We start from the raw sequence: 25434 nt of genomic DNA, 5'->3' as shown, positions 1-25434 counted from the left end.
CGATTCCTTGCCGGAGACGAGGTTACGCCTATGCCGACGGAGGCCGGGCGAGGGCGTGCCCCTAGGCGCTGAGCAGCTCGGCGAGCAGACCCGGGTCGATGTTGCCGCCGCTGACCACGGCGGCCACCGTCCGGCCCCCGGTCTCGGCGGCGCGGTGGAAGTAGGCGGCCGGGGCGACCGCGCCGGAGGGCTCGGCGACCAGCCGGCCGCGGCGGGCCAGCAGGGCGACGGTGGCGCGGATCTCGTCCTCCGTGACGGTGACGATGTCGTCGACGTAGGCGGTGAGGTGCTCGTACGGCAGCACGCCCACCGAGGGGGTGCGCAGCCCGTCCGCGAGCGTCCGGTAGGTGTCGGCGACCGGCCACTCCACCCGGCGCCCGGAGCGCAGGCTCTCCTGGGCGTCGGCGGCCAGCTCCGGCTCCACCCCGATCACCCGGACGCCCGGGCGGGTGAGCTTGAGCGCGGCGGCCGTCCCGCTGATCAGGCCGCCGCCGCTGACCGGCACCAGCACGGTGTCCAGCCCGGTCGGGGCGTCCTCGGCGATCTCCAGGCCCACCGTGCCCTGGCCCGCGATGATGAACGGGTCGTCGTACGGCGGCACCCAGACGAAGCCGAACCGCTCGGCCAGCTCGCCGGGCAGGGTGTCCCGCTCCCCCGGCGGGACGAGGATCACCTCGGCGCCGAACGCGCGGGTGGCCTCGACCTTCACGGCGGGCGAGGTGTCCGGCATCACGATCACGGCCTTGAGGCCGAGCAGCTGCGCCGCGTAGGCCACCGCCTGCGCGTGGTTGCCGCTGGACTGGGCGACCACGCCGCGGGCGCGCTCGTCCGGGGTGAGCGCGGCCAGCCGGTTGTAGGCGCCGCGGGTCTTGAAGGCCCCGGTCGGCTGGAGGTTCTCGGGCTTGAGCCAGAGCCGCCGCCCGTCCTCGGACGCCCAGGGGGCGGGGACCAGCGGGGTGCGCACGGCGACCCCGGCGATCCGCTCCCGGGCGGCGTGCAGCTCCTCCAGACCGACCAGTGCCATGCCGTCACTCTCCTTCGGGGGGGAGCTCGCTCACCCGGTTCTCCCACTTCGTGGAGAGTACGACGGTGGTGCGGGTGCGGGCCACGCCCTTCGTGCCCGAGATCCGCTTGACCACCGACTCCAGGCCGGCCACGTCGGCCACCCGGACCTTGAGCATGTAGGAGTCGTCACCCGCGATGAACCAGCAGTCCTCGACCTCGTTGAGGTCCTTCAGCCGGAACGCGACGTCCTCGTGGTCGGCGGCGTCGGTCAACTGGAGACCGATCAGGGCCGTGACGCCGAAGCCGAGCGAGGCCGGGTTGACCGTCGCCCGGTAGCCGGTGATCACACCGGCCTGCTCCAGGCGGTTGATGCGGTCCGTGACGCTCGGGCCGGAGAGTCCGACCAGTCGGCCCAGCTCGGCGTAGGACGCACGGCCGTTCTCCCGGAGCGCCTGGATGAGCTGTCTGTCCACCGTGTCCATATACCGTCCGCGTCCTTCCGAACCTCACCAGACCCACAGATCATTATCCGGATTCAAAGGCGCCGTGCGCTGAACGACCCGGATATCGCAGAGAAGATACTCTCCCGCCCTCGCTCTCCTTACTCCCCCTCAGCCCGAGCGGCCTCCCCGTCGCCCGGTTTGCGGGCGGCCGCGCCCAACTCGCCCTCCCAGCGCAGGTACAGGGAGTGCGGCACGCCGACGGCGTCCAGCACCCGGCCGGCCACGAAATCCACCAGTTCGCGCACGGTGGAGCCGCCGGCGTAGAAACCGGGCGAGGCGGGGAGCACGACGGCGCCCTGCGCGTCGAGTTCCACCAGGTGCTTCAACGTCACCCCGTTGAGTGGTGCCTCGCGCACGCAGACGACGAGCGGACGGCGCTCCTTGAGGGTGACGCTGGCCACCCGCTGGAGCAGGTCCTTGCTCAGGCCGAGCGCGATCCCGGCCACCGCGCCGGTGGTCGCGGGGACCACCAGCATCCCCTTGGCCGGGTACGAGCCGCTGGACGGGCCGGCCGCGAAGTCCCCGGCCGGCCAGTAGCGGACGTCGTCCAGGCCCTCGTCCGTGCCCAGCCAGCGGGCGAGGTCGGCGCGCCAGTGGGCGTCCCGGAAGGAGATGCCGGTCTCGTCCAGGATGGTGAGCCGGGCGGCCCGGCTGACGATCAGGTCCACCGCCTCGCCGGCGGCGAGCAGCGCCCGGATCACCGAGGCCGCGTACGGCGTCCCCGACGCTCCCGAGACCCCGACCACCCACGGCTGACGCTTCGCAGTTCCCATGGAGGCAATTCTGTCCCGCCCCCACCTGCGGCTCCGCCCCGGGCACCGCGGACCGGGCCCGCGCGGGCCCGCCCCCTGGGAGGATGGGCGCATGGCAGCGACCCTCGTCGACCTCACCCATCAGGTGACCACCGCGATGCCGGTCTACCCCGGCGACCCGGCCGTCCTGCTGGCGCCCGCGCTCACCACCGCCACGGCGGGGGTGAACGTGCTGGCCCTGCACCTCGGCTCGCAGTCCGGGACGCACGTGGACGCGCCGTACCACGTGGACGTCACCTGGCCGACCCTGGACGGGCTCCCGCTGGAGCGGTTCACCGGCCCGGCCGTGGTCGCCGACCTGCGCGGGCTGGAGCCCCGGACGGCCGTCACCCCCGACCTGCTGGCGCCCGCGCTGGCGCGCTGCGCCGAGGGCACCGTCCTGCTGCTGGCCACCGGCTGGGCCCGGCACTGGGGCACCGACGCCTACCTGGCCCACCCCAGCCTGACCGCGGCCGCCGCCGAGGCGATCGTGGCCGCCGGGGTGCGGACGGTCGGGGTGGACGCGCTGAGCGTGGACCCCACCCCCGACCCGGGGCCGGAGGACCCGGCGGTCGCCGCACTGCTCGCCGACCTCACCGACGAGCACGACGGGCCCGACCCGGTGGAGGAGCCGACGCTGGCCGCCCACCGGGTGCTGCTGGGCGCGGACGGCGGCGGGGTGATCGCGGAGAACCTGACCGACCTGCGGGCGCTGCTGGCGGCGCAGGAGGCCGGCCGGCCGGTGGAGGTGTCGCTGTTCCCGCTGCGCCTGGTGGCCGCGGACGGGGCCCCGGTGCGGGCGGTGGCGCGACTGGGCTGACCGGCCCCGACCCGGGCCGCACTTGGTCTAGACCAACTCCGATGGCGCCACTAGGCTTTCCGGCCATGGCTGAGATCATCGGAGTGGTCGAGCGACTCTGGCGCTACCCCGTGAAGTCCACCGGGGGCGAGCGGCTCGACTCCGTCGACGTGGACGTGCGCGGCCTGGCCGGGGACCGCCTCTACGCCGTCCGCGACGCCTCCGGGAAGCTCGGCTCGGGCAAGAACACCCGCCGCTTCCGCCGGATGGACGGGCTGCTCCGGCTCTCCGCCCGCCTCGGCCGCCGGATCGACGGCCCCGAACTGTTCGACCCGCTCGGCCGCCCGGTCGACCACCCGACCGCCTTCCTGCGCGCCTACCTCCAGCGCGAGGACGTCGAACTCGCCCGCGAGGACGCCGTCCCGCACTTCGACCGACTGCCCGTCAGCGTGCTCAGCACCGCCACCCTGGACTGGGTCCGCGAGGCCGTCCCCTTCGCCGTGGTCGACGAACGCCGGTTCCGCCCCAACATCGTGCTGCGCACCCCGCCGGGCACCCCGCCCTTCGTCGAGGACGCCTGGCTCGGCCGGCAGGCCCACGGCGGGGCACCGGACAGCGCCCGGCTCGCCTTCGTCTCCGCCAGCGAGCGCTGCGCGATGAGCGGCGCCCCGCAGCCCGGCCTGCCGCACGCGCCGGAGATCCTCAAGGCGATCGTGCACGCCCACGACGGCCGGCTCGACGCCCTCGCCGAGGTCGCCGCCCCCGGGCGGCTGCGGCTCGGCGACCGGCTGGTGCTGGACTGAGTCCTGGTCACGGTGCCACGATGCCGACACCAGCGCCGATATAACCGCAGGTCAGAGCGGTCTCGAAGATTCCCCGAAAAAGTTTCGAACTCACCTGCAACCCCCGCGACCCTTGCACGTCTATGTGAGTGAGCGGCGGGGAAACCCGCCGGAGCGGACCGCAGGCGACACCGGGGACACCGACCCCGGACCTCAGGTCCGACCCGTACCGAACTGATCGACCAGCAGCGCAAAGCTGCCGGTGAAACACCCTGGGGGGTATTCAGAATGTCCGTCGTGCGTGCACGCCGTTCCCGCTCCGCCGTCGTCACCGCCGCCACCCTGGGCGTGCTGCTCGCCACCGGCGCCGTGGTCGCCGCCCCGGCCGCCTACGCCGCCGACGCCCCGGCCGCCACCGCCTCCGCCGAGCCGACCGCCCCGAAGACCTCGACCGAGGCCGGCAAGCCGTCGCTGACGGTCAACGCGCCCGCGTCCTTCGGCAACGGCGGGGAGCCGGTCGAGTTCACCGAGACCGTCACCAACCCCGGCGCCACCGACGCCTCCTACAAGCTGTGGTTCGACGCGAGCAACCCGGCGGCCGCCTCCCGCACCCAGCTCACCATGGACTACCGCGACGCGGACGGCGCCTGGAAGCCGGTCGACCTGGCCTTCACCAACTCCGGCGGCCACTTCGCCGGCGGGATCCCGACCGCTCTGACCGTCGCCGGCGGCGCCACCAAGACGGTCCAGCTGCGTCTCGGCCTCCCGATCAACAACAACTGGGGCAGCCACGACCTGCCCATCAAGCTCGACTCCACCGTCCTCGACGAGTCCGGGCACACCGTTCTCGCCGAGAGCACCAAGGACGTGACGGCCAAGGCCATCACGGTGCAGGTCAAGGACGCCCCGACCACCGCCGTCGCCGGCGGCGCCCCGGTCGAGTTCGACGTCACGGTGACCAACCCCAGCGCCGCGCGCTACACCGACGTCGCCAAGGTCATCGAGGCCGACAAGCGCAGCAAGCTCCAGGTGCAGAACGCGGACGGCAGCTGGGAGACCGTCACCGCGGCCCCCGACCAGTTCGGCCGGGTCCTCTACCGCCTCACCGCGGACAAGACCCTCGCCCCCGGTGCCTCCTTCACCCGGCACGTCCGCCTCTCCTTCACCGCCGACGCCCCGATCGGCACCACCTACATCCACCCGTGGGCCATGCTCGGCGAAGGCGGGGCGTTCGCGCCCGTCGTCTGCGGCCCGCAGTTCGTCGCGATCAACCTCACCGCCGGCCCCAGCCTGTCGGTGCAGGAGCCGTCGTCCATCGGGAACTCCGGCAAGCCGGTCGAGTTCACCGAGACCGTCACCAACCCGGGCGGCACCGACGCCACGTACACGCTCAAGCTGAACGTCAGCAACCCGGCCGCCCGCAGCGCGGGCCGCTTCGCCGTCGACTACCGCGCCGCCGACGGCAGCTGGAAGCCCGTCACGCTGAACTTCAGCCAGGGCGAGAGGACCTTCAACTTCAGCGGTGAGATCCCGGGCGTGTCGGTCGCCGCCGGTACCACCAAGACCCTCCAGCTGCGCCTCTCCGCCCCGGTCAACAACGACTGGCCCAACGCGCACGGGGACGTCACGCTCTACTCCGCGATCGTGGACGGCGCGAACACGGTCGTGTCCGAGAGCACCAAGAACGTCGAGATGAAGGGCCTCGGCCTGGCGGTCAAGAACGCGCCGAGCACCGCCGCGATCGGCGGCGCCCCGATCGAGTTCGACTTCACCGTGGACAACCAGAGCGCCTCGGACTACGACAACCTCTCCCCCGTCGTGGTCGTCGACCGGTACACCAAGCTCCAGGTGCAGCAGGCCGACGGCAGCTGGGCGGACATCACCGGCACGCCGAGCGCCCAGTCCGGCGGTCCGGTGGTGTACCACCTCACCGCGGACAAGAACCTCGCGGCCAAGTCGTCCTTCACCAAGCACGTGCGCCTGGCCTTCACCGCCGACGCCCCGATCGGCCGGGTCTCCGTCACCCCGGCGGTCATCCTCGGCGAGCAGCCGGCCGGCAGCCCGTACGCGGACGCGTGGGCCAGCACCCAGGGCTTCTCCCTCGACCTGACCGCCACCCCGGCGGAGTACGCGGGCAAGGGCGCCGACAAGGGCAACGGCACCGCCGTCAAGGCCGGTCTCACCACCGGCACCGGCACCGGCACCACGGCCGACAGCACCGGCACCGGCACCACGACCGACACCCAGCTGGCCGGCGGCTCGCTCGCCCACACCGGCTCGGACGGCATGCTGGCGTCCGCCGCGGCCGCCGCCGGCCTGCTCGCCAGCGGCATCGGCGCCCTCTTCTTCGCGCGTCGCCGTCGCAACGCCTGATCCCGCTCCGAGAAGCACCCGAGCCCCGGCTCCCGGCACCGTCCGGCGGCCGGGGCTCGGCCGTTCCGGCCGCCCCTCAGCCCCGGGCCCGGCTCGGGCAGTCGAGCACCAGGCACTGCAGGGTGCCGATCACGGTTCTCCTCGGGGTCGGTTCAGGGGTTCCGGTGGCCCGGCCCGGGCAGGGCGACCGCCCGTAGGTAGGCCTCGACGAACAGGTCCAGCACCTCGTCCGGCGACGGCAGTCCGGCGCCGAACGCGGGCTCCAGCACCGGTCTCATCAGGACGTGGTTGAGCAGCGGGCCGAGCATCAGCTGGGCCAGCACCGGGAGCGGCAGCGGGCGCAGCCGCCCCGCCTCGGCGTACGGCAGCAGCAGGCGGGAGAGGCCGTCGAACATCCGCGGCAGGTGGGCCTCCATCATCCGGGCGGCGGGGCCGTCCGGGCGGCCGAAGAGGTCGGCGAAGACCGCCGGGACGACCCTCGGCTCGCGGTCGAAGGCCGCGGCGAAGGTGTGGTGGATCGCCCGGACGGTCTCCTCCAGGCTCTCCGGCGGGTCCGCGGCCAGTGTCTCCAGGTCCGGCAGCGGGCCGTACTGGAGGAAGACGGCGGTGAACAGGCCGTCCCGCCCCTCGAAGACGGTGTGCAGGCTGGGCAGTGAGCAGTCGGCCCGGTCGGCCACGGCGTCCAGGGTCACTCCGGCGAGGCCGCGTTCGGCGACCAGCCGGCCCGCCGCCTCGATCGCCCGTTCCCGCACCGGCGGCCGTCCGCCCGGGTCGACGCCGGCCTGCCGGACGGCCTCGTCCAGCGGGGCCCGGGAGCCGCCGAGGCGGCGCAGCAGGGTGCTGCGCGACATTCCGGCCGCCGAGGCGATCGCCGTCAGCGGGACGTCCGCGACGTCCCGCCCCCGTGCCTTCGCGGCCGCCAGGGCGGCCGCCACCAGTTCGTTCATGTGAGACATCGTACTACTTGACACCTGAGACGGTTCCAGAGACGCTCTATAGGCAAGTTCCACCCAGGAACGGCAAGGGATCGAAGGGGAGAGAGCCATGAGCGTCGTCATCTCCGGGGGCGGACCGGCCGGAATGGTGCTGGGCCTGATGCTGGCCCGAGCGGGCGTCGAGGTGACCGTGCTGGAGAAGCACGCCGACTTCCTGCGGGACTTCCGCGGCGACACCGTCCACGCGTCCACCGTGCGCCTGATGGACGAACTGGGCCTCGGCCGGAAGTTCGCCGCCCTGCCGCAGAGCCGGCTCGGCAACCTGGTGGTACCGGTGCCCGGCGTCGGGGACGTCGCGCTGAGCGCCTTCGACCGGCTGCCCGCGCCGTACAACTACATCGCCATGATGCCGCAGTGGGACCTGCTCAACTTCCTGGTCGAGGAGGCGAAGCGGGAACCCACCTTCACCGTGCGGATGAACACCGAGGCCACCGGACTGCTCCGGGAGCACGGCCGGGTGGTCGGCGTCCGCTACCGCACCCGGGACGGCGAGGAGGGCGAGCTGCGCGCCGACCTCACCGTCGCCGCCGACGGCCGGCACTCCACCCTGCGCCGGGAGGCCGGCCTGGTGCCCGAGGAGTACCCGGTGCCCTTCGACGTCTGGTGGTTCCGGCTCCCCCGGCACGCCCACGAGCAGGCCGCGCCGCCCAGCCTCACCCCCGGCTTCGGCGAGCGCGAGCTGGCCCTCAGCTTCACCCGCGACGACTACTTCCAGATCGCCTACTTCAAGTCCAAGGGCTTCGACCCCGAGCTGCGCGCCGAGGGCATCGAGCGCTTCCGCGCCCGGATCGCCCGGCTCATGCCGCAGTTCGCCGACCGGGTCGACCAGTTGGCCGGGACGGACGAGCTCCACCTGCTCGACGTCAAGCTCAACCGGCTGGACCGCTGGTACGTCGACGGGCTGCTGCTGATCGGCGACGCCGCCCACGCGATGTCCCCGGCCGGCGGCGTCGGCATCAACCTCGCCATCCAGGACGCCGTCGCGGCCGCCGCCCTGCTCGCCGAACCGCTGCGCCGCGGCCGGCCGACCGTCGCCGCGCTGGCCCGGGTCCAGCGGCGCCGCTGGTGGCCGACCGTGGTCATGCAGCGCCTCCAGCGGGTCCTGCACGGCATCATGTTCGTCCCGGTGCTCACCGGCCGGCGCTCCGGGCCGCCGACCGCCTTCGCCGCGGTCGCCCGCCGGGTGCCCGCCGTCCGGATCGGCCTGTCCCGGCTGCTCGCCATCGGGCCGCGCCCCGAACACGCCCCAGCCTTCGCCCGCCGGCCGTCCGCCTGACCCTCCGCCCGGCCGGCCGCTCGAGCCCGGGCCCGAACGGCCCGCCCCGGACCGGCCGTTCGGGCGGGCGGTTTCCGGGGAACGACCCCCGGCATGACGATCCCTCATCGCCTGACCGGTACGGGCGCCCACCCCGTCCTCGTCCTGCACGACTGGTTCGGCACCAGCGCGGGCTGGGGCCCCTTCCTGGACTACCTCGACGGCAGGGCGTTCAGCTACGCCTTCCTCGACTACCGCGGCTACGGCGAGCGCAAGGACGTGACCGGCGCCTACACCCTCGCCGAGATCGCCGCCGACGCGCTCGCCCTCGCCGACCAGCTCGGCTGGGACCGCTTCTCGCTGGTCGGCCACTCGATGGGCGGCAAGGCGGCCCAGCAGGTCCTGGCCGAGGCCCCGCTGCGGGTGCGCAAGCTGGTCGGCCTGTCGCCGGTTCCGGCCGGGGCGTACCCGCTGGACGAGGCGGGCGAGGCGCTGTTCTACGGCGCCGCCGAGGACCGCGAGAAGCGGTACGCGATCCTCGACCTGGTCACCGGGCAGCGGGCGGGCCGGGTCTGGCTGGACCGGATGGTCGACCAGTCGCTGCGGCTGTCGACCGTCGAGGCCTTCGACGGCTACGTCCAGGACTGGACCACGGCCGACCTGGAGCACCGGATCAGCGGGAACCCCGTCCCGGTCAAGGTCATCGTCGGCGAGCACGACCTCGCGCTGACCGCCGACGTGATGCGCGGCACCTGGCTGGAGCACTACCCCAACGCCGAGTTGGAGGAGCTCGGCGGCACCGGGCACTACCCGATGTACGAGGCGCCGGTGGCACTGGCGACCGCGATGGAGGCCTTCCTCCACAACTGAGCCGCGGAGCGCTACCGCGAACCGGCGGCGAGTAGGCTCGGACGGGACGAGAGGAGAGCCCCGTGAGCCCGCATGACCCCCCGGGGCCCGGCCGGGGCCGGACCGGGGCGACGTCTCAGTACCGGCGGTAGACCTCGCGCCGGTTGCCCACGGCCACCACCCACACGACCAGCAGCCCGTCCTCGATCGTGTAGACGACCGGGTAGTCGCCGACCCGGAGGCGCCAGTGCCCCGGATGACCCTGGAGCGGCTTGATGTCGAAGGGCTCCGTGCCGCCGCTGTCGAGCGCCCGCTGGAACTCGGTGAGGCGGTACATGATCCGCAGGGCGTCGGGGCGCGGCACCTTGAGCATGTCGCGCTGCCCCTGGGGGGTGAAGCGTGTCACGTGGCCCATCGGGTCACCCCTGCTGGGCGCGCAGCATCGCGGCCATCTCCTCCAGGGAGACGGACCCTTCGCGCCCCTCGGCCTCGGCCTCCTTCGCGAGCCCGCTGAGCCAGGCGTCCTCGGCCTCCTCGGCCAGTCGGCTCAGGCGCCGGTACTCGTCGATGTCGATCACCACGGCTTCCTGCTTCCCCCGCCGGGTGATGATCGTCGGGGTGCCGTCCCTACGGGCCCGGTCGATGACGTCCGCCAGGTGGCTGCGCACATCGGCCATGGATTCCACGACAGACTCACTCATGGCACGAATGTAACAGATGTACATCTGTTCCAGAGAGGATCCGGGGCCGGCCGGGGCCGGGCCCGCAGGGGTCAGATGCCGAGGCCGCGGATGACCAGGTCGACCAGGGCGAAGAAGAACAGCGAGATGCCGACGAAGCTGTTCGTCTGGAAGAAGGCCCGGTTGAGCCTCGACAGGTCGTTCGGCTTCACGATGGTGTGCTCGTAGACGAAGGCGCCCGCGACGACGGCCAGGCCGACCCAGAACGCGGGGCCGGCGTCGGTGAGCACCGCGAACCAGCCGAGCAGCAGGGTGGTCAGGACGTGGCAGACCCGGGCGCCGCGGATGGCGGCCGGGACGCCGAAACGGGCCGGCGGCGAGCCGACGCCGTGCTCCCGGTCGGACTCGACGTCCTGGCAGGCGTAGATCAGGTCGAAGCCGCCGATCCAGATGCCGACCGCGACCCCGAGGACCACGGCCTCCCAGGACCAGGTGCCGGTCACCGCGAGCCAGGCGCCGACCGGGCCCATCGCCTGGGCCAGGCCGAGGATCGCCTGCGGGAAGTTGGTGAACCGCTTGCCGTACGGGTAGACGACCATCGGCACCACGGCCACCGGCGCGAGGGCCAGGCAGAGCGGGTTGAGCAGGGCCGCCGCGCCGAGGAAGACCACCAGGGCGACCGCCGAGCCGGCGTACGCGGTCCTCAACGAGACGGCGCCGGTGACGAGTTCACGCCCGGCGGTGCGCGGGTTCCGGGCGTCGATCTCGCGGTCGATGATCCGGTTGGCGGCCATCGCGAAGGTGCGCAGGCCGACCATGCAGACGGTGACGACGAACAGTTCGCCCCAGTGCACCCGCTTGTCCGCCAGGAACATGGCGGTCAGCGCGGCGATGTAGGCGAAGGGCAGCGCGAAGACCGAGTGCTCGATCATCACCAGGCGCAGGAAGGCCTTGGTGCGCCCCGGGGTCTCGACGGCGGCGGTGCTCACAGCCCGTACTCCTTCCAACGACGGGTCACCAGTGCGGCCGTGGCCGGGTCCGAGGAGACCATCTCCGGCCAGCCGCCGTCCCGGGTGTAGCCCTCCTCGGGGAGCTTGCGGGTCGCGTCGATGCCCGCCTTGCCGCCCCAGAACTGCTGGTAGGAGGCGTGGTCGAGGTGGTCGACCGGGCCCTCGACCACGGTGAGGTCGCGGCTGTAGTCGACGTTCCCGAAGGCCCGCCAGGCCACTTCCTGGTAGTCGTGGACGTCGCAGTCGGAGTCCACCACGATGATCAGCTTGGTGAGCGACATCATGTGGGCGCCCCAGATCGCGTGCATCGTCTTCTGGGCGTGCTTGGGGTACTTCTTGTCGATCGAGACGATCACGCAGTTGTGGAAGCCGCCGGCCTCGGGCAGGTCGTAGTCGACGATGTCCGGGATGATGATCTTCAGCAGCGGCAGGAAGAACCGCTCGGTGAACTTGCCCAGCGGGCCGTCCTCGGTCGGCGGGCGGCCGACCACGATGGACTGCAGGATCGGCCGGCGGCGCATGGTCACGCAGTCGATCGTCAGCGCCGGGAACGGCTCCTGCGGGGTGTAGAAGCCGGTGTGGTCGCCGAACGGGCCCTCGGGGAGCATCTCGCCGGGCTCCAGCCAGCCCTCCAGGACCACCTCGGCGTCGGCCGGGACCTGCAGCGGGACGGTCTTGCAGTCGACCATCCGGACCCGCTCGCCCGCGACGAAGCCGGCGAACAGGTACTCGTCGATGTCGCCGGGCAGCGGTGCGGTGGCCGCGTAGGTGACGGCCGGCGGGCAGCCGAAGGCGATCGCCACCGGGAGGCGCTCGCCGCGCTTGGCCGCGACGGCGTAGTGGTTGCGGCTGTCCTTGTGGATCTGCCAGTGCATCCCGATGGTGCGGCGGTCGTGCCGCTGGAGCCGGTAGAGGCCGAGGTTGCGGACCCCGGAGTCCGGGTCCTTGGTGTGGGTCAGGCCCAGGTTGAAGAAGGAGCCGCCGTCCAGCGGCCAGGTGAACAGCGCGGGCAGCTCGTCCAGGTTGACGTCGTCGCCGGTGAGCACGACCTCCTGGACCGGGGCATCGCCGGACTTCACGTTCCGGGGCGGGACGTGGGCCATCGAGGCGAGCTTGCCGAAGGCGTCCCGGAACCCGGTGAAGCCCTGCGGCAGTTCGGGCTTGAGCAGGCCGGCGATCTTCTCGGAGATGTCCTCCGGGCCCTTGAGGCCGAGCGACTTGGCGAGGCGCCGCTCGGTGCCGAAGACGTTCATCGCGATCGGCATCGACGAGCCCTTGACGTTCTCGAACAACAGCGCCGGGCCCTTGGCCTTCTGCACGCGGTCGACGATCTCGCCGATCTCCAGGTGGGGGTCCACCTCCGCCTTGATGCGCTTGAGGTCGCCCTCGCGGTCGAGGGCTCGGAGAAACGAGCGGAGATCGTCGTATGCCATGCCAGTCAGTATCCGCCACCCGATAGCCTGGCTTGCGTCAAGGGCCCCGGGAGGCGCCCGCCGCTCCGGCCCTCGCGGGGGAGATCACAGCCGTGCTGAGGATTCTTCTGACCATCGTCCTTCCGCTCGCGCTGTGGGTGTGGGCGTTCATCGACTGCCTGGTCACGCCCGAGGGAGAGGTCCGGCACCTGCCGAAGCCGATCTGGCTGATCATCGTGCTGCTCTTCCCGCCGCTCGGCCCGATCGCCTGGCTGGTGGCCGGGAAGCGGCGCGGCTTCCTGCGCACGGGCGCGCCGGACGGAGGACCGGGACGGACGGACGCGGACGGCCGGAGCGGTTCCGCCGCCCCGCGCCGCGGCCGGCCGGTGGCCCCGGACGACGACCCGGAGTTCCTGGCCTCCCTCGGGAACGGGTCCGCGAGGAACGGGTCCGCCGAGAACGGCCCCGAGAAGAAGGACGCCCCCTCGAAGGGCGGGTCCTTGCAGAAGGACGACAAGGACCACGAGGACATGCTCCGGCGGTGGGAGGCCGATCTGCGCCGCCGGGAGCAGGAGCTGCGCGGCGGCGAGGAGCCCGAGGACGGGCGAAAGAGCTGATCGGAGCGGGTCCGCCGCTCCCCCGGACAGCCCACCCGGGCACCCACGGGTGGGCTGCGGCCTTTTTGGCGCTTCCCTACGACCGGGAAGCGTCCGGCCTTGATCGCCCCGTTCCCGGCGCCACGGTCCAGCCGTCCTCGAGCGGTACTCCGGACGGCCGCCCCACACTGCTGGAGGACGGTCCTGACCTGCGTTTTCCTTCATGCTCAGATCATCGGACCATCATCTGCCCGACAACCCCCGGTATTCGAACGGCCACCGAGCGCACAGCCCTCGGGACGACCGCTTCTGTACAGGCCTGACAGCTAAACGAACTCGACCTTGTACGGAATCGACGCCGAAACCAGCGCACGGCCCCTCGTACAGTCATAAGTGAAGAAGTTGATTCGCAGCTGGGGGTACAGCAGACGCTGGCTGTCGGACAGTTCCCTCACCCTTGGAGTGGTTCGAGATGACGGTTGTGCATGAGGCGCCGGTCGGCGGCGAGGTCCCCGAGGTCCCGGCCGATGCCAAGGGGCGGGTCGCCGAGCTCCACGAGCTCCGCGCGCAGGTGCGCCGCGGCCCGAGCGACAAGGCCACCGAGGCCCAGCACGCGAAGGGCAAGCTGACCGCCCGCGAGCGCATCGACCTGCTGCTGGACGAGGGCTCCTTCCGCGAGGTCGAGCCGCTGCGCCGGCACCGCGCCCAGGGCTTCGGCCTGGAGGCCAAGAAGCCGCACACCGACGGCGTGGTCGTCGGCTGGGGCACCGTGCACGGGCGCACCGTGTTCACCTACGCGCACGACTTCCGGATCTTCGGCGGCGCCCTGGGCGAGGCCCACGCGCAGAAGATCCACAAGATCATGGACATGGCCATCGCGGCCGGTGCCCCGCTGGTCTCGCTGAACGACGGCGCCGGCGCCCGCATCCAGGAGGGCGTCACCGCCCTGGCCGGTTACGGCGGCATCTTCCAGCGCAACACCAAGGCCTCCGGCGTCATCCCGCAGATCTCGGTGATGCTCGGCCCGTGCGCCGGCGGCGCCGCGTACTCCCCCGCGCTGACCGACTTCGTCTTCATGGTCCGCGAGACCTCGCAGATGTTCATCACCGGCCCCGACGTGGTCCAGGCCGTGACCGGCGAGAAGATCAGCCAGAACGGCCTGGGCGGCGCCGACGTGCACGCCGGCGTCTCGGGCGTCTCGCACTTCGTCTACGACGACGAGCAGTCCTGCATCGAGGAGGTCCGCTTCCTCCTGTCGCTGCTGCCGCAGAACAACCGCGAGATGCCGCCGTCGGTGGTCAGCGAGGACCCGGTCGAGCGCCGCAACGACAGCCTGCTGGACCTGGTGCCCGTCGACGGCAACCGCCCGTACGACATGCGCAAGGTGATCGAGGAGATCGTCGACCACGGCGAGTTCCTGGAGGTCCACGAGCGCTGGGCCACCAACGTGCTCTGCGTGCTGGCCCGGGTCGACGGCCACGTCACCGGCATCATCGCCAACCAGCCGCAGTCGCTGGCCGGCGTGCTCGACATCAACGCCAGCGAGAAGGCCGCGCGCTTCGTCCAGATGTGCGACGCCTTCAACATCCCGCTGGTCACCCTGCTGGACGTGCCCGGCTTCCTGCCCGGCGTCGACCAGGAGCACGGCGGCATCATCCGGCACGGCGCCAAGCTGCTGTACGCCTACTGCAACGCCACCGTGCCGCGCATCTCGCTGATCCTGCGCAAGGCCTACGGCGGCGCCTACATCGTCATGGACTCCCGCTCCATCGGTGCGGACCTGTCCTACGCCTGGCCGACCAACGAGATCGCGGTGATGGGCGCCGAGGGCGCCGCCAACGTCATCTTCCGCCGCGAGATCAACGGCGCTGACGACCCCGACGCCATGCGCGCCGAGAAGATCAAGGAATACAAGAGCGAGCTGATGCACCCGTACTACGCGGCCGAGCGCGGCCTCGTGGACGACGTCATCGACCCGGCGGAGACCCGCCAGGTGATCGCCTCCGCCCTGGCGATGCTCCGTACCAAGCACGCCGACCTGCCCAGCCGCAAGCACGGCAACCCGCCGATGTAGCAGCGGCACGGTTCGCAGCAGCAGGCCGTACCGAGCACACCACACACCACAGCAACCGGGGGAGAAACCAAGGACATGACCGCTTCCGCCGAACCCCTCGTCCGCATCGTCCGCGGCAGCCTCTCCGACGAGGAGCTCGCCGCCCTGACCGCCGTCCTGATGGCCCGCGCCGCCGTGGCGCAGCAGGCCGCGGCCGCCGCCCAGGTCGAGCCCATCGCCAACTGGCAGCGCCTGGAGCGCCGCCCGGCCTACTACTCGCCGGTGAGCTGGCAGCAGGCCGCCTGACGCCTCCGGGCCCCGGGCCCCGAGAGTCCGACCTCGACGGCCGGTCACCCCCATCGGGTGACCGGCCGTCGGGCTGCCCGGCCGTGCTCCGCCGGCCGCCGCGGCGCGGGCACCCGGGGCCCCCGGCGCCGTTCGTGCCCGTCCGACCGGGCGCGGAGCGGCTCGGTAGGATACCTACCGGACGGTTCACGCCCGTCGCCCCGTCGGCCCCCATAGGATCGGCCGCTGCCGAGGTACAGAACTTTCCAGGGAGGCTGCGATGGCCAGGCAGGCCCGCGCGCTGGCAACCCGCCAGGCGGTACTCCTCGCGGCGGCCGAGGTGTTCGACGAGCGGGGCTACGCCGCCGCCACGATGGCCGAGATCCTGGACCGGGCCGGTGTCACCAAGGGCGCGCTGTACTTCCACTTCCGCTCCAAGGAGGAGCTGGCGCTCGCCGTGATCGAGGGCCAGGGCGCCTGGATCGCCACCTGGGAGCCCTCCTCGGACAGCCCGGTGCAGACCCTGATCGACCTCGGGTACGCGTTCGCCCGCGCGCTCCAGGAGGACCCGCTGGTGCGCGGCAGCATCCGGCTGACGATCGAGCACGGCAGCTTCACCCAGCCGCAGATCGCCGCCTACCAGGGCTGGATGGACCTGGTGGGCGCACTGCTGGAGCGCGCCCGGGAGGCCGGGGACCTCCACCCGGGGGTCGACCTGGTGGCGGCCTCCGGGGTGATCACCGGCGCGGTGACCGGGATCCAGCTGAGCTCCCAGGTGCTGGCCGACCGGCAGGACCTGATCAAGCGGATGGCCGACCTGTGGACGCTGCTGCTCCCGGGCCTCGTCCAGCCGCACGCCCTGGCCCGGCTGAGCGTCGCCGAACGCCGCTGAGCGCCGCTGAGCGCCGCACCGCACGACTGGGCGCCGCCCGGGGCCGGCGGCCCAGCGCGCCCCGGTCGGACCCGACCGGCCCCGGTCAGACCCGGTAGCCCGGGCAGTCGTCCGGCCCCACCAGGGCCGGCAGGGCGGCCGCCCAGAGCTGCCGGACGGCCTCCGGAGCCGGTCGGCCGGGCTCCTCGGCGGCCAGCAGCACCTGGCCGGCCACCACCGCGGTGAGCAGTTCGGCGCAGGCCCGCCGGTCCGCCCCGGGGCGCAGCTCCCCGGCCCGTTCGGCGCGCTCCAGCAGCCGCTGGACGACGGCGGCGAGGCTGCGCCAGGCGGTGCCCGGTCCGGCGCAGCCGTCGGCCAGCCGCAGGCCCTGGCGGCCGAGCCGGACGCCGGCCCGGACCACCACGTCCTCGCGCAGCAACCGGGCCAGCTCGTGCGAGAAGTCGATCAGTGCCTGGACGGCCCGGTCCTCGGTGCGCAGGGCGCGCAGCGCGGCCGCGCCGATCTCCCGTCCGGCGGCGGCCCGCACACCGTCGGCGAGGGCCTGCTTGGAGACGAAGTGGAAGTAGAGGGCGCCCTTGCTCACCCCGGCCCGGCGACTGATGTCGACCAGGCTGGCGGCCTCGAACCCGGCCCCCGCGAAGGTGTCCGCGGCGGCGAGCAGCACGGCCCGCCTGGTCCGCCCCGCGCGTTCCTGCTTGACCACTGATCCCCCCGGACTCCGCCGGACGCGTTCCCCGCCCCACCCGGCCGCTGTCGGCGCGCCCTCGGTCGGAGGCGACGCCTCGCATGCGGAGGGCACTGGCCGAAACCGCATGGTTGGTATCTAATCTAGCGCCTGTGTCGACCCCGCCGTCCAGCGGGGACCACCCCCCGCCCAAGGTCTGCCGTCCCCAGTTCAGGCATTCCCGCAGACCAGAGGCCAGGTAGCGTGGTCGGTCCGGGTCTTGCGACGGGCCACCCCCGGCCGTAGAAGACAAACCGGGTGGTATGTATGTTTTGCTGTGGGGCGTCCGTGGCGGGCGCTCGACCGACACCCTGGAGCTGGGGCCAGTCATGCCATTGATCGTAGAGCCGGACGCCCACGGCCCGTACGCCCACCCCGGCACCGGCTACGGCACCCACTCCGGCACCGGCCACTCCGGCACCGGCTACGACTTCCACGACCGGACCGTCTCCCGGCACCTGGTGCACCGCGCCTCGGTCTCCGAGGTGTTCCTCACCGGCTGGCAGGCCACCGGCCCGTACGACTTCCTGCTCGGCGCCCAGTGGCCCCGGCTGCACGGCTTCTACCGGCTGCCCGGGGACCGCTACCACGACCCGGTGCTGATGGCCGAGACCGTCCGGCAGGCCGGGCTGCTGATCGGCCACGCCGGCTTCGGGGTGCCGCGCGACCACCACTTCGTCATGGAGGAGCTCGGCTACGCGCTCGGCGAGGCCGGCCTGCCCGGCCTCGCGGTCACCGCCGACCCGGCCTCGCTGATGCTCACCGTCGGCTGCCAGGACGTCCGGATGCGGCACGGCCGGCTGGCCTCGCTGCGGGTGCACGCCGAGGTCACCCGGGACGGCCGGCGGATCGGCCACGGCGACGGCCAGCTGCGGGTGGTCACCCCCGCCTCGTACCGGCGGCTGCGCGGCCCCGGCCGCGGCGCCGCCACCCCGCCGCGCCCGCCGGAGCCCGCCGCGCCCGAGCTGGTCGGGCGGGCGCAGGCCGCGGACGTGGTGCTCAGCCCGACCCTGCGGCCGGACACCTGGCTGCTGCGCGCCGACGCCGGGCACCCGGTGCTGTTCGACCACGGGCTCGACCACGTGCCCGGGATGCTGGTGCTGGAGGCCGCCCGGCAGGCCGCCCAGCGGCTGCACCACCCCGAGCCGGTGGTGCCGGTCGAGCTGGTGACCGCCTTCGACCACTACATCGAGCTGGACCGGCCGTGCTTCGTCCGGGCCGTCCGCGAGCGGACACCGGACGGCCGCCGCACCCCCGTCCTGGTGCGACTGCTCCAGGACGGGCGGACGGCGGCCGAGTGCCGGCTGCTCACCGAGCCGGTCGACGGTCCGCGGGTGCCGGTCCGGCGGGACGCCTTCGAGGGCCGCCCCACCGCGACCGGCCTGCTGCCGCTGGCGAGCTGAGGCCCGGCGCGAGGTCAGGTGGGCCGGGGTCCGGCGGGCCGGGGGTCAGGCGGCCACCAGCGCGGACGGCCGCCGCCCGGCGTGCATCACGCTGAGGTTGGCCGCCAGCCGGACCGGGTCCTGGGCCAGCCAGAGCCGCAGCGCCGCGCCCAGGGCCGCGCTGGCCGACTCGATCCGGACCTCGGTGATCTGGGCGATCCGGGCCGCACCGGGCACCAGCAGGTCGGCCAGTGCGGTCGGCAGCCAGACGGTCAGCGCGCACGGCGCGGGCGTCGCGAGGGCGCCCAGCAGCCGGTAGGCGTCCCCCGGCGCGCTGAGCGTGGGGATGATGTCCAGCAGAGCGTCGGCCACCACTTCGGACACGTCGCTCCGGTGTCCCTGGGCGAGCCGTCGGAGCAACATGCGCTCGGCGGCGGTGATTCGGACGGTCAGCATGACCTCGTCGCACTCCATTGCGCGATCTCCTCCTCGTTCCTCCCCGTACCGGCACGGACGGCCGGCACGTCGTACCCCTCTTGCACCTCGGCCCGGCGATCTCGTGCGGAAAGCCGGGCCGGTGGGTGCGTGCCTCCGGTCAGATCCCCGCGTACGAGTGCTTGCCGGTGACGAAGATGTTCACGCCGTAGTAGTTGAAGAGCCAGCAGGCGAAGGCGGCCAGTGCCAGGTAGGCGGCCTTGCGGCCCTTCCAGCCGGCCGTCGCGCGGGCGTGCAGGTAGCAGGCGTAGGCGACCCAGGTGATGAACGACCAGGTCTCCTTCGGGTCCCACTCCCAGTACTTGCCCCAGGCGGCCTCGGCCCAGATCGCGCCCGCGATGATGGTGAACGTCCACAGCGGGAAGACCAGGGCGTTGATCCGGTACGACAGCTTGTCGAAGGTGGACGCGGCGGGCAGCCGGCGCCAGATCGAGGCCGAGGTGCCCAGCGGGCCGGTGGTCAGGCCGGCCGCCATCCGCTTGTCGAACGAGTCCTTGCCCAGGTAGAGCAGGGTGGCGATGAACGCCGCGTAGAAGGCGCCGCCGCAGAAGATCGCGGTGGAGACGTGGATCGCCAGCCAGTACGAGTGCAGCGCCGGGACGAGCTGCTCGGAGTCGGTGTACAGCACCTGGGTGGCGATGCCGAGGGTCAGCAGCGCCGCGACGGCGACCGGCAGGCCGAGCCAGCGGACGTTCTTCCGCGCGGCCAGCAGCACCAGGTAGGTGGCGGTCATCGTGAAGGCGAAGGCGCAGGAGAACTCGTACATGTTGCCCCACGGCCAGCGGGACACCGAGAGGCCGCGGGCGACGATGCCGCCGCCGTGCAGCAGCAGCCCGAGGACGGTCAGCGAGACCGCGATCCGGCCGGCCAGGTCGGCCTTCTCGCTGGTGCCGGCCGCGCCCGGGCCGTCCACCTCGTCCTCGCCGCGCCCGCCGGTGACCACCGTCGCACCCTCGCCCGCCAGGACGGTGCGGGTCAGCGTGGTGGTGCCGCCCTTCGCCCCGGCCACGGTGACGGTGACCTTCTTGGCGGCCTTGGGCTCCGCCGCGGCGACGGTCTCGGCCAGGTTGCCGGACTGCTCCTTGGAGCGGACGGCGACCGCGCCCTTGCTACCGAACGTCCACTCGAACATGTGGGCGAACATGGCGATCGTGTAGACCGCCATCGCCGAATAGATCAGCTTGTTGGAGAGGTCGGCCAGCTGTGGGTCGACTCCCGAGGCGAGGTGCACCGTCTACTCCTTGGAGTTCTGGTCGGCAGGGGCTGTGGGGTCTTCTGCTGCGGGGTCTTCCGGCGCTTCGTCTGCTTCCTGGTCCTCCTCCGACGCCGGGGCGTCGTCCTGGAGGTCCACCGCGAGTTCGGCCAGCTCCTCGGCGATCTTCGCCGACTCGCTGCGGGCCAGGCCGGCCAGCTCCACCTGGGTGCCGCCGCCCGGCAGGGCCACCGCCCGCACCCAGATTCGGCGGCGCTGGATGAACAGCGAGCCGATCAGGCCGAGGATCGCCAGCACCGCGCCGGTCAGCGCGATCTCGTTGCCGGGGCGGTGCGAGACGTTGAAGCTCGCCCACTGCTTGTAGCCCTCGAAGGTGACGGTGCCGTAGCCGTCCGGCAGGGTCCAGCCCTGGCCGGGCTTGAGCAGGGCCTTGGCCGGCTGGCCGTCCTGCTGCAGCTGGGTGAGCTTGGAGGTGTTCAGCTGGTAGATGTTCTGCGGCAGGCCGGAGTCGGTGCCGAGGTCGCCGGCGAAGGCGTTCAGCACCAGCTCGGGGGCGGCGTCGCCGGGGAACAGCGAGACCGGGCCGGTGCCGGCGAAGCTCAGCGGGGCGGTCGGCAGGAAGAAGCCGGAGAAGCCCAGCTGGGTCTTGTTGCCGTCCGGGCCGACGCCGTAGTCGGAGGCCTTCACCACGCCGGTCGAGGTCAGGTTGGCGTCCTGCGGCAGGAACGGCACGACGTCGTGGTAGACCACGTCGCCCTTGCCGTTCTTCACGGTGATCACCGGGGCGTAGCCGTGGCCGATCAGGAAGACCTTGCTGCCGCCGATCTCCAGCGGGTGGTTGACCTCGATCGTGCCCTTCTTCACCTTCGACTCGTCGCTGCCCTCGTAGTACTCCACGTTCGCGGTGAACTGGCGGGCGGCGCCCATCTGGTCACCGGTGTTCTGGAACTTCGAGGTGAAGTTCTCGAGCTTGAGGTAGAAGGGGTCGAGGTCCTGGTTGCCGTAGAACCGGGTGCCGGTGAAGTCGTCGAGCTGGGTGATGGTGTTGGAGTAGCCCTGGCCCTCGACCATCAGCTTGCCGCCGGTGCCGGAGGCCAGGCTGGCCCAGGCGAAGCCGCCGAGCAGCGCGAACAGCGACAGGTGGAACAGCAGGTTGCCGACCTCGCGCAGGTAGCCCTTCTCGGCGGCCACCGAGCCGCCGGACAGGTTCGCCCGGAAGCCGCGCTTGCGCAGCAGCCGGTGGGCGGCCGCGTTCACCTGCTCCGGCTCCGCGCCGGTGCGCCAGACCGCGTACACCGGCATCCTGGTCAGGTTGCGCGGGGCGGCCGGGGGCTGGGAGCGCAGCACGCCGACGAACTGCCAGGTGCGCGGGATGATGCAGCCGGCCAGCGAGACGAACAGCAGGATGTAGATCGCGGAGAACCAGACCGAGCTGTAGACGTCGAACAGCTGGAGCTTCTCGTAGATCGGCGCGACCGCGGTGTGCTGCGCCTTCCAGGTCTGCACCTTGAACTGGTTCTGGCCGTTCTGCGGGATCAGCGAGCCCGGGATGGCGGCCAGCGACAGCAGGAACAGCAGGATCAGGGCGACCCGCATCGAGGTCAGTTGGCGCCACATCCAGCGCGCCCAGCCGAGCACCCCTATGCCGGTCGGTCCCTCGGACTCGACCGGCGCGGTGCTGAGCCGTTCGGCGGCGGCGGCGTCGTCCGGCGCCGGGGGCAGCTCGGTATCGGTCGTGGTCTTGCTCACGGTCAGATTCCGATCTGGGAGTCGGCGGTCCAGGACTGCAGTTCGCTCATCCAGGAATCCCAGATCCCGGTGACGAGCAGCAGACCGACCGCGACGAGCATGCCGCCACCGATCCGCATCACGAGCGGGTAGTGCCGCTTGACCCACCCGAAGGCGCCCAGCGCCCGGCGGAAGGCCAGCGCGGCCACGATGAACGGTACGCCGAGGCCCAGGCAGTAGAAGGTCATCAGCAGGGCCCCGCGCGCCGCGTCCGCCTGGTTCAGCGACAGCGTCTGGACGGCCGCCAGGGTCGGGCCGATGCAGGGCGTCCAGCCGACGCCGAACACCATGCCCAGCAGCGGCGCGCCGAGCAGGCCGACGGCCGGGCGGCGGTGCGAGCGCACCTCGCGCATGCTCAGGCCGGGCACCAGGCCCATGAAGGCCAGGCCCATCACCACGGTCAGCGAGCCGAGCACGATCGCGATGGCCCGCTTGTGCTCCTGCAGGGTGTTGCCGAACTGGCCGAACAGCGCCCCGCCGGAGACGAAGACCACGGTGAAGCCGAGGATGAACAGGGTCGCCCCGAGCAGCATCCGGCCGCGCTTGGCGCCGCGGGCGTCCGCGAGGTCGGCGGCGGAGAAGCCCGTCACGTACGACAGGTAGCCGGGCACCAGCGGCAGCACGCAGGGCGAGAAGAACGAGACCAGCCCGGCCGCGAGCGCGACCGGCGCGGCGGCGAGCAGCGCCCCGCTCTGGACCGTGGTGAAGGTGTCGGCCAGCGGGAGGGCGGCGGCGTTCAGCGGCCCACTCACTGCTGCTGCTCCGCGACCACCGGCTGGACGATCGACTCCAGCGCCTCCTGGGTCGTCCCGCCGACGGCGCGGGCGGCCAGCTTGCCGTCGCGGTCGACGACCAGGGTGGTCGGGATGGACTGCGGGTTGAGGCTGCCCTTGGGGAACTTGAGCAGCTGGGTGCCGGCCGGGTCGAAGATGCTCGGGAAGGAGACGCCCTGCTCCTGCTCGAAGCGGACGGCGTTGGTCTTGTCGGTGTCCCGGGTGTTGATGCCCAGGAACTGGACGCCCTTGTCCTTGTACTCGTCCGCGACGGCCTGGAGGTTCTTCGCCTCGGCCCGGCACGGCCCGCACCAGGAGCCCCAGACGTTCAGCACCACGACCTTGCCGCGGTAGTCGGAGAGCTTGACCTGGTTGCCCTCCAGGGTCTCCCCGGAGATGTCCGGCGCGTCCCCGCGCTTGCCGGTGTCCGCCTTCGACAGGTTGGTCCCCTTGACGGTCACGAACCCGACCTGCCCCTCGCTGCTGCTCGACGAGCCCGAGGAGGAACAGCCGGTGAGGACGAGCGCAGCGGCGGCGACTGTGGCGGCGGCTGCGGCGACACGGGGACGGGGGCGCGTCATGGCAGACATGTGAAAAGTTTCGCATGGAGTTCCGAGCGGGTTCGCCGGGGTCCTACCTTGCGCGTCGCACACCCTCTGACCTGCGAAGACTTCGGGCCACCCGACTTTCGTCAGGTGACCCGAAGTCATACTTACGCACCGCTTACGGGCCTCAGGCGCCGAAGCTCCTGCCCACCGGCTTGTCGCCCTTGCGGCCCTTGCCGACCAGGTGCGCCGGCAGCAGGTCACGGGCCGGCTCGCGGTACCCGACCGAGACGATGCTGTCGCCCTCGAAGGTGAAGCTGGTCAGCGAGGCCAGCGAGCACTGCCGGTTGCGCGGGTCGTGCCAGAGCCGGCGGCGCTCCACGAAGGAGCGGAGGATCCAGACCGGCAGCTGGTGGCTGACGCAGACCGCCTCGTGCCCGCGGGCCGCGTCCCGGGCGGCGCCGAGCGCACCCATCATCCGCACCACCTGGTCGAGGTACGGCTCGCCCCAGGAGGGCTTGAACGGGTTGGTCAGGTACTTCCAGTAGCCCGGGTTGCGCAGCGAGCCGTCGCCGACGCCGAAGGTCTTGCCCTCGAAGACGTTCTCCGCCTCGATCAGCCGCGGGTCCACCGCGACCTCCAGGCCGTGCGCCTTGGCGATCGGCTCGGCGGTCTCCTGGGCCCGCTCCAGCGGGGAGGCCACCACGTGGGTGATGTCCCGCCCGGCGAGGTCCTCGGCGACCCGGTCGGCCATCTGGCGGCCCAGCTCGGACAGGTGGTAGCCCGGCAGGCGGCCGTACAGCACGCCCTCCGGGTTGTGCACCTCACCGTGGCGCATCACGTGGACGACGGTGATCTCTTTGGCGCTCACTTCTCAACTGCTCCTGTGGTCTGGAGGGGGCTCAGGCCGTGGCGGCGGCAGCGGCGCGGGCCGCGGCCGGCAGCGCGGCGGCGATCCGCTCGATCGCCCGGGCGTCGTGGGTCGCCGAGACGAACCAGGACTCGAAGGCGGACGGCGGCAGGTAGACGCCCTCGGCCAGCATCGCGTGGAAGAAGGCGGTGTAGCGGAACGCCTCCTGGGTCTTCGCCTGGTCGTAGTTCGTGACCTGCGCCTCGGTGAAGAACACCGAGAACATGTTCCCGGCGGTCTGCAGCCGGTGCGCCACGCCCTCCTTGGTGAGCGCCTCGGAGACCAGGCCGGAGATCTCGGCGGAGACCTCGTCCACCGTCGCGTACACCTCGTCGGTGCAGCCGCGCAGCTGGGCCAGGCCGGCCGCGGTGGCGACCGGGTTCCCGGACAGGGTGCCCGCCTGGTAGACCGGGCCGGCCGGGGCCAGGTGGGCCATCACGTCGGCCCGGCCGCCGAAGGCCGCGGCCGGGAAGCCGCCACCCATGACCTTGCCGAAGGTCAGCAGGTCCGGCGCCCAGCCCTCGTGCGCCGCCTCCAGGCCGTACCAGCCGGCCTTGGAGACGCGGAAGCCGGTCATCACCTCGTCGGAGACGAACAGCGCGCCGTTGTCCCGGCAGAGCCGGGCCAGGCCGGCGTTGAAGCCGGGCAGCGGCGGGACGACGCCCATGTTGCCGGGCGAGGCCTCGGTGATCACACAGGCGATCTCGCCCGGGTGGGCGGCGAAGGCCTGCTCGACGGCGGCCAGGTCGTTGTACGGCAGCACGATGGTGTCGCCGGCCTGGGCGCCGGTGACGCCCGGGGTGTCCGGCAGGCCGAAGGTGGCCACGCCGGAACCGGCGGCGGCCAGCAGCGCGTCCACGTGACCGTGGTAGCAGCCGGCGAACTTGACCACCTTCGCCCGGCCGGTGAAGCCGCGGGCGAGCCGGATCGCGGACATGGTGGCCTCGGTGCCGGAGGAGACCAGGCGGACCTGCTCGACCGGGGCCACCCGGGAGACGATCTCCTCGGCCAGCTCGACCTCGCCCTGACCGGGCGTGCCGAAGGAGGTGCCGCGGGAGACCGCCCGCTGGACGGCCTCGATCACGGCCGGGTTCGCGTGGCCGAGGATCATCGGACCCCACGAGCACACCAGGTCGACGTACTCGCGGCCGTCGGCGTCGGTGAGGTAGGGGCCGGTGCCGGACACCATGAAGCGCGGTGTGCCGCCGACCGCGCGGAAGGCGCGCACCGGGGAGTTGACGCCGCCGGGCGTGACCACGGAGGCACGATCGAACAGCGACTGGGACTGGGGGGCTTCGTAGGGGTAGCTCACGGGAGACATGGT

Annotated in this window: 26 protein-coding genes; 10 read left to right on the top strand and 16 right to left on the bottom strand. The window is 72.5% G+C overall.

Features of this window, described 5'->3' with window-relative positions:
* Positions 1-61 precede the first annotated feature (61 nt).
* From ACFY2K_RS01365 to ACFY2K_RS01355, 3 genes are all read right to left on the bottom strand, one after another.
* Positions 62-1024 carry a threonine/serine dehydratase gene (locus ACFY2K_RS01365; protein ID WP_375881863.1) on the bottom strand — a complete coding sequence of 321 codons (963 nt, stop codon included), beginning with the start codon at positions 1022-1024 and terminating at the stop codon, positions 62-64.
* Between the two features lie 4 nt (positions 1025-1028).
* On the bottom strand, positions 1029-1487 hold the full coding sequence (locus ACFY2K_RS01360; RefSeq protein ID WP_030232219.1) for an Lrp/AsnC family transcriptional regulator: 459 nt from the start codon (positions 1485-1487) through the stop codon (positions 1029-1031).
* A 119-nt stretch (positions 1488-1606) separates the two neighbouring features.
* Positions 1607-2281 carry a UbiX family flavin prenyltransferase gene (locus ACFY2K_RS01355; protein ID WP_375881861.1) on the bottom strand — a complete coding sequence of 225 codons (675 nt, stop codon included), beginning with the start codon at positions 2279-2281 and terminating at the stop codon, positions 1607-1609.
* A 91-nt stretch (positions 2282-2372) separates the two neighbouring features.
* Between ACFY2K_RS01355 and ACFY2K_RS01350 the strand changes: the two genes are divergently transcribed.
* The 3 genes from ACFY2K_RS01350 (at position 2373) to ACFY2K_RS01340 (ending at position 6253) form a co-directional block, all read left to right on the top strand.
* A complete protein-coding gene (locus ACFY2K_RS01350; protein WP_380399047.1) occupies positions 2373-3119 on the top strand; it encodes a cyclase family protein in 747 nt (248 codons plus the stop codon).
* Between the two features lie 65 nt (positions 3120-3184).
* On the top strand, positions 3185-3901 hold the full coding sequence (locus tag ACFY2K_RS01345; protein ID WP_375881856.1) for an MOSC domain-containing protein: 717 nt from the start codon (positions 3185-3187) through the stop codon (positions 3899-3901).
* Between the two features lie 276 nt (positions 3902-4177).
* Positions 4178-6253, top strand: coding sequence for an LPXTG cell wall anchor domain-containing protein (locus ACFY2K_RS01340; protein ID WP_387709125.1), 2076 nt, complete (start codon positions 4178-4180; stop codon positions 6251-6253).
* Between the two features lie 152 nt (positions 6254-6405).
* Here the strand turns inward: ACFY2K_RS01340 and ACFY2K_RS01335 are convergent, their stop codons facing one another.
* Positions 6406-7200: a TetR/AcrR family transcriptional regulator gene (locus tag ACFY2K_RS01335; RefSeq protein ID WP_387709123.1), complete on the bottom strand. Its 795-nt coding sequence runs from the start codon at positions 7198-7200 to the stop codon at positions 6406-6408.
* 97 nt (positions 7201-7297) lie between these two features.
* Here ACFY2K_RS01335 and ACFY2K_RS01330 point away from each other — a divergent pair, with 97 nt between their 5' ends.
* Positions 7298-8524 (top strand): FAD-dependent oxidoreductase, encoded by a 1227-nt coding sequence (locus ACFY2K_RS01330; RefSeq protein WP_380522873.1) that lies wholly within the window; start codon positions 7298-7300, stop codon positions 8522-8524.
* 93 nt (positions 8525-8617) lie between these two features.
* Positions 8618-9373, top strand: coding sequence for an alpha/beta fold hydrolase (locus tag ACFY2K_RS01325; RefSeq protein ID WP_375881847.1), 756 nt, complete (start codon positions 8618-8620; stop codon positions 9371-9373).
* 115 nt (positions 9374-9488) lie between these two features.
* Here ACFY2K_RS01325 and ACFY2K_RS01320 read toward each other — a convergent pair whose 3' ends face one another.
* The 4 genes from ACFY2K_RS01320 to ACFY2K_RS01305 form a co-directional block, all read right to left on the bottom strand.
* Positions 9489-9767 (bottom strand): type II toxin-antitoxin system RelE/ParE family toxin, encoded by a 279-nt coding sequence (locus ACFY2K_RS01320; RefSeq protein WP_387709120.1) that lies wholly within the window; start codon positions 9765-9767, stop codon positions 9489-9491.
* 4 nt (positions 9768-9771) lie between these two features.
* Positions 9772-10053, bottom strand: a complete 282-nt coding sequence (locus ACFY2K_RS01315; RefSeq protein WP_375881838.1) for a type II toxin-antitoxin system Phd/YefM family antitoxin — start codon at positions 10051-10053, stop codon at positions 9772-9774.
* 71 nt (positions 10054-10124) lie between these two features.
* Positions 10125-11021: a menaquinone biosynthesis prenyltransferase MqnP gene (gene mqnP / locus ACFY2K_RS01310; protein ID WP_387709117.1), complete on the bottom strand. Its 897-nt coding sequence runs from the start codon at positions 11019-11021 to the stop codon at positions 10125-10127.
* Positions 11018-12475, bottom strand: coding sequence for a menaquinone biosynthesis decarboxylase (locus tag ACFY2K_RS01305; RefSeq protein WP_375881834.1), 1458 nt, complete (start codon positions 12473-12475; stop codon positions 11018-11020). The genes mqnP and ACFY2K_RS01305 overlap by 4 nt, the downstream gene beginning before the upstream one ends.
* A gap of 92 nt (positions 12476-12567) precedes the next feature.
* Here ACFY2K_RS01305 and ACFY2K_RS01300 point away from each other — a divergent pair, with 92 nt between their 5' ends.
* The 4 genes from ACFY2K_RS01300 to ACFY2K_RS01285 all read left to right on the top strand — a co-directional run bounded on the left by ACFY2K_RS01300 (position 12568) and on the right by ACFY2K_RS01285 (position 16280).
* Positions 12568-13071 (top strand): PLD nuclease N-terminal domain-containing protein, encoded by a 504-nt coding sequence (locus tag ACFY2K_RS01300; protein WP_380522877.1) that lies wholly within the window; start codon positions 12568-12570, stop codon positions 13069-13071.
* Between the two features lie 451 nt (positions 13072-13522).
* Positions 13523-15124 carry an acyl-CoA carboxylase subunit beta gene (locus ACFY2K_RS01295; RefSeq protein WP_375881829.1) on the top strand — a complete coding sequence of 534 codons (1602 nt, stop codon included), beginning with the start codon at positions 13523-13525 and terminating at the stop codon, positions 15122-15124.
* A 75-nt stretch (positions 15125-15199) separates the two neighbouring features.
* Positions 15200-15409 carry an acyl-CoA carboxylase subunit epsilon gene (locus tag ACFY2K_RS01290; protein ID WP_375881827.1) on the top strand — a complete coding sequence of 70 codons (210 nt, stop codon included), beginning with the start codon at positions 15200-15202 and terminating at the stop codon, positions 15407-15409.
* A 259-nt stretch (positions 15410-15668) separates the two neighbouring features.
* Complete coding sequence (locus ACFY2K_RS01285; protein WP_375881825.1) at positions 15669-16280, top strand: ScbR family autoregulator-binding transcription factor; 612 nt, start codon at positions 15669-15671, stop codon at positions 16278-16280.
* Between the two features lie 85 nt (positions 16281-16365).
* Here the strand turns inward: ACFY2K_RS01285 and ACFY2K_RS01280 are convergent, their stop codons facing one another.
* Positions 16366-16983, bottom strand: coding sequence for a ScbR family autoregulator-binding transcription factor (locus ACFY2K_RS01280; protein WP_380586202.1), 618 nt, complete (start codon positions 16981-16983; stop codon positions 16366-16368).
* Between the two features lie 350 nt (positions 16984-17333).
* On the opposite strand from ACFY2K_RS01280, the gene ACFY2K_RS01275 reads away from it, so the two are divergent.
* A complete protein-coding gene (locus ACFY2K_RS01275; RefSeq protein ID WP_380644272.1) occupies positions 17334-18407 on the top strand; it encodes a ScbA/BarX family gamma-butyrolactone biosynthesis protein in 1074 nt (357 codons plus the stop codon).
* Between the two features lie 45 nt (positions 18408-18452).
* Here ACFY2K_RS01275 and ACFY2K_RS01270 read toward each other — a convergent pair whose 3' ends face one another.
* From ACFY2K_RS01270 to hemL, 7 genes are all read right to left on the bottom strand, one after another.
* On the bottom strand, positions 18453-18860 hold the full coding sequence (locus tag ACFY2K_RS01270) for a hypothetical protein (protein ID WP_375881817.1): 408 nt from the start codon (positions 18858-18860) through the stop codon (positions 18453-18455).
* A 121-nt stretch (positions 18861-18981) separates the two neighbouring features.
* Positions 18982-20112: a c-type cytochrome biogenesis protein CcsB gene (gene ccsB / locus ACFY2K_RS01265; RefSeq protein ID WP_387709113.1), complete on the bottom strand. Its 1131-nt coding sequence runs from the start codon at positions 20110-20112 to the stop codon at positions 18982-18984.
* Between the two features lie 3 nt (positions 20113-20115).
* The gene (locus tag ACFY2K_RS01260) at positions 20116-21843 is read right to left on the bottom strand and encodes a cytochrome c biogenesis protein ResB (protein ID WP_387709111.1); all 1728 of its coding nucleotides are present in this window, start codon (positions 21841-21843) and stop codon (positions 20116-20118) included.
* A gap of 2 nt (positions 21844-21845) precedes the next feature.
* Positions 21846-22634, bottom strand: a complete 789-nt coding sequence (locus tag ACFY2K_RS01255) for a cytochrome c biogenesis CcdA family protein (protein WP_375881810.1) — start codon at positions 22632-22634, stop codon at positions 21846-21848.
* The gene (locus ACFY2K_RS01250) at positions 22631-23236 is read right to left on the bottom strand and encodes a TlpA family protein disulfide reductase (RefSeq protein ID WP_380586214.1); all 606 of its coding nucleotides are present in this window, start codon (positions 23234-23236) and stop codon (positions 22631-22633) included. Before ACFY2K_RS01250 ends, ACFY2K_RS01255 begins: the two co-directional genes overlap by 4 nt.
* A 151-nt stretch (positions 23237-23387) precedes the next feature.
* Entirely contained in the window at positions 23388-24038 is a 651-nt protein-coding gene (locus ACFY2K_RS01245) for a histidine phosphatase family protein (protein ID WP_380522918.1), read from the bottom strand.
* A 64-nt stretch (positions 24039-24102) separates the two neighbouring features.
* Positions 24103-25431 carry a glutamate-1-semialdehyde 2,1-aminomutase gene (gene hemL, locus ACFY2K_RS01240; RefSeq protein ID WP_380522882.1) on the bottom strand — a complete coding sequence of 443 codons (1329 nt, stop codon included), beginning with the start codon at positions 25429-25431 and terminating at the stop codon, positions 24103-24105.
* Between the last annotated feature and the right edge of the window lie 3 nt (positions 25432-25434).

Origin of the sequence: Kitasatospora sp. NPDC001309 (assembly GCF_042896295.1) — a bacterium.
GTDB lineage: Bacteria > Actinomycetota > Actinomycetes > Streptomycetales > Streptomycetaceae > Kitasatospora.
The sequence above is the reverse complement of the archived record's forward strand: the minus strand, read 5'-3'. Positions and strand labels throughout refer to the sequence as shown.

Bases quoted from the DNA above. Each gene is read 5' to 3' on its own strand.
- ACFY2K_RS01365 (WP_375881863.1), bottom strand. From the start codon at position 1,024: ATGGCACTGGTCGGTCTGGAGGAGCTGCACGCCGCCCGGGAGCGGATC.
- ACFY2K_RS01360 (WP_030232219.1), bottom strand. From the start codon at position 1,487: ATGGACACGGTGGACAGACAGCTCATCCAGGCGCTCCGGGAGAACGGC.
- ACFY2K_RS01355 (WP_375881861.1), bottom strand. From the start codon at position 2,281: ATGGGAACTGCGAAGCGTCAGCCGTGGGTGGTCGGGGTCTCGGGAGCG.
- ACFY2K_RS01350 (WP_380399047.1), top strand. From the start codon at position 2,373: ATGGCAGCGACCCTCGTCGACCTCACCCATCAGGTGACCACCGCGATG.
- ACFY2K_RS01345 (WP_375881856.1), top strand. From the start codon at position 3,185: ATGGCTGAGATCATCGGAGTGGTCGAGCGACTCTGGCGCTACCCCGTG.
- ACFY2K_RS01335 (WP_387709123.1), bottom strand. From the start codon at position 7,200: ATGAACGAACTGGTGGCGGCCGCCCTGGCGGCCGCGAAGGCACGGGGG.
- ACFY2K_RS01330 (WP_380522873.1), top strand. From the start codon at position 7,298: ATGAGCGTCGTCATCTCCGGGGGCGGACCGGCCGGAATGGTGCTGGGC.
- ACFY2K_RS01325 (WP_375881847.1), top strand. From the start codon at position 8,618: ATGACGATCCCTCATCGCCTGACCGGTACGGGCGCCCACCCCGTCCTC.
- ACFY2K_RS01320 (WP_387709120.1), bottom strand. From the start codon at position 9,767: ATGGGCCACGTGACACGCTTCACCCCCCAGGGGCAGCGCGACATGCTC.
- ACFY2K_RS01315 (WP_375881838.1), bottom strand. From the start codon at position 10,053: ATGAGTGAGTCTGTCGTGGAATCCATGGCCGATGTGCGCAGCCACCTG.
- ACFY2K_RS01305 (WP_375881834.1), bottom strand. From the start codon at position 12,475: ATGGCATACGACGATCTCCGCTCGTTTCTCCGAGCCCTCGACCGCGAG.
- ACFY2K_RS01295 (WP_375881829.1), top strand. From the start codon at position 13,523: ATGACGGTTGTGCATGAGGCGCCGGTCGGCGGCGAGGTCCCCGAGGTC.
- ACFY2K_RS01290 (WP_375881827.1), top strand. From the start codon at position 15,200: ATGACCGCTTCCGCCGAACCCCTCGTCCGCATCGTCCGCGGCAGCCTC.
- ACFY2K_RS01285 (WP_375881825.1), top strand. From the start codon at position 15,669: ATGGCCAGGCAGGCCCGCGCGCTGGCAACCCGCCAGGCGGTACTCCTC.
- ACFY2K_RS01275 (WP_380644272.1), top strand. From the start codon at position 17,334: ATGCCATTGATCGTAGAGCCGGACGCCCACGGCCCGTACGCCCACCCC.
- ACFY2K_RS01270 (WP_375881817.1), bottom strand. From the start codon at position 18,860: ATGGAGTGCGACGAGGTCATGCTGACCGTCCGAATCACCGCCGCCGAG.
- ACFY2K_RS01250 (WP_380586214.1), bottom strand. From the start codon at position 23,236: ATGACGCGCCCCCGTCCCCGTGTCGCCGCAGCCGCCGCCACAGTCGCC.
- ACFY2K_RS01245 (WP_380522918.1), bottom strand. From the start codon at position 24,038: ATGCGCCACGGTGAGGTGCACAACCCGGAGGGCGTGCTGTACGGCCGC.
- hemL (WP_380522882.1), bottom strand. From the start codon at position 25,431: ATGTCTCCCGTGAGCTACCCCTACGAAGCCCCCCAGTCCCAGTCGCTG.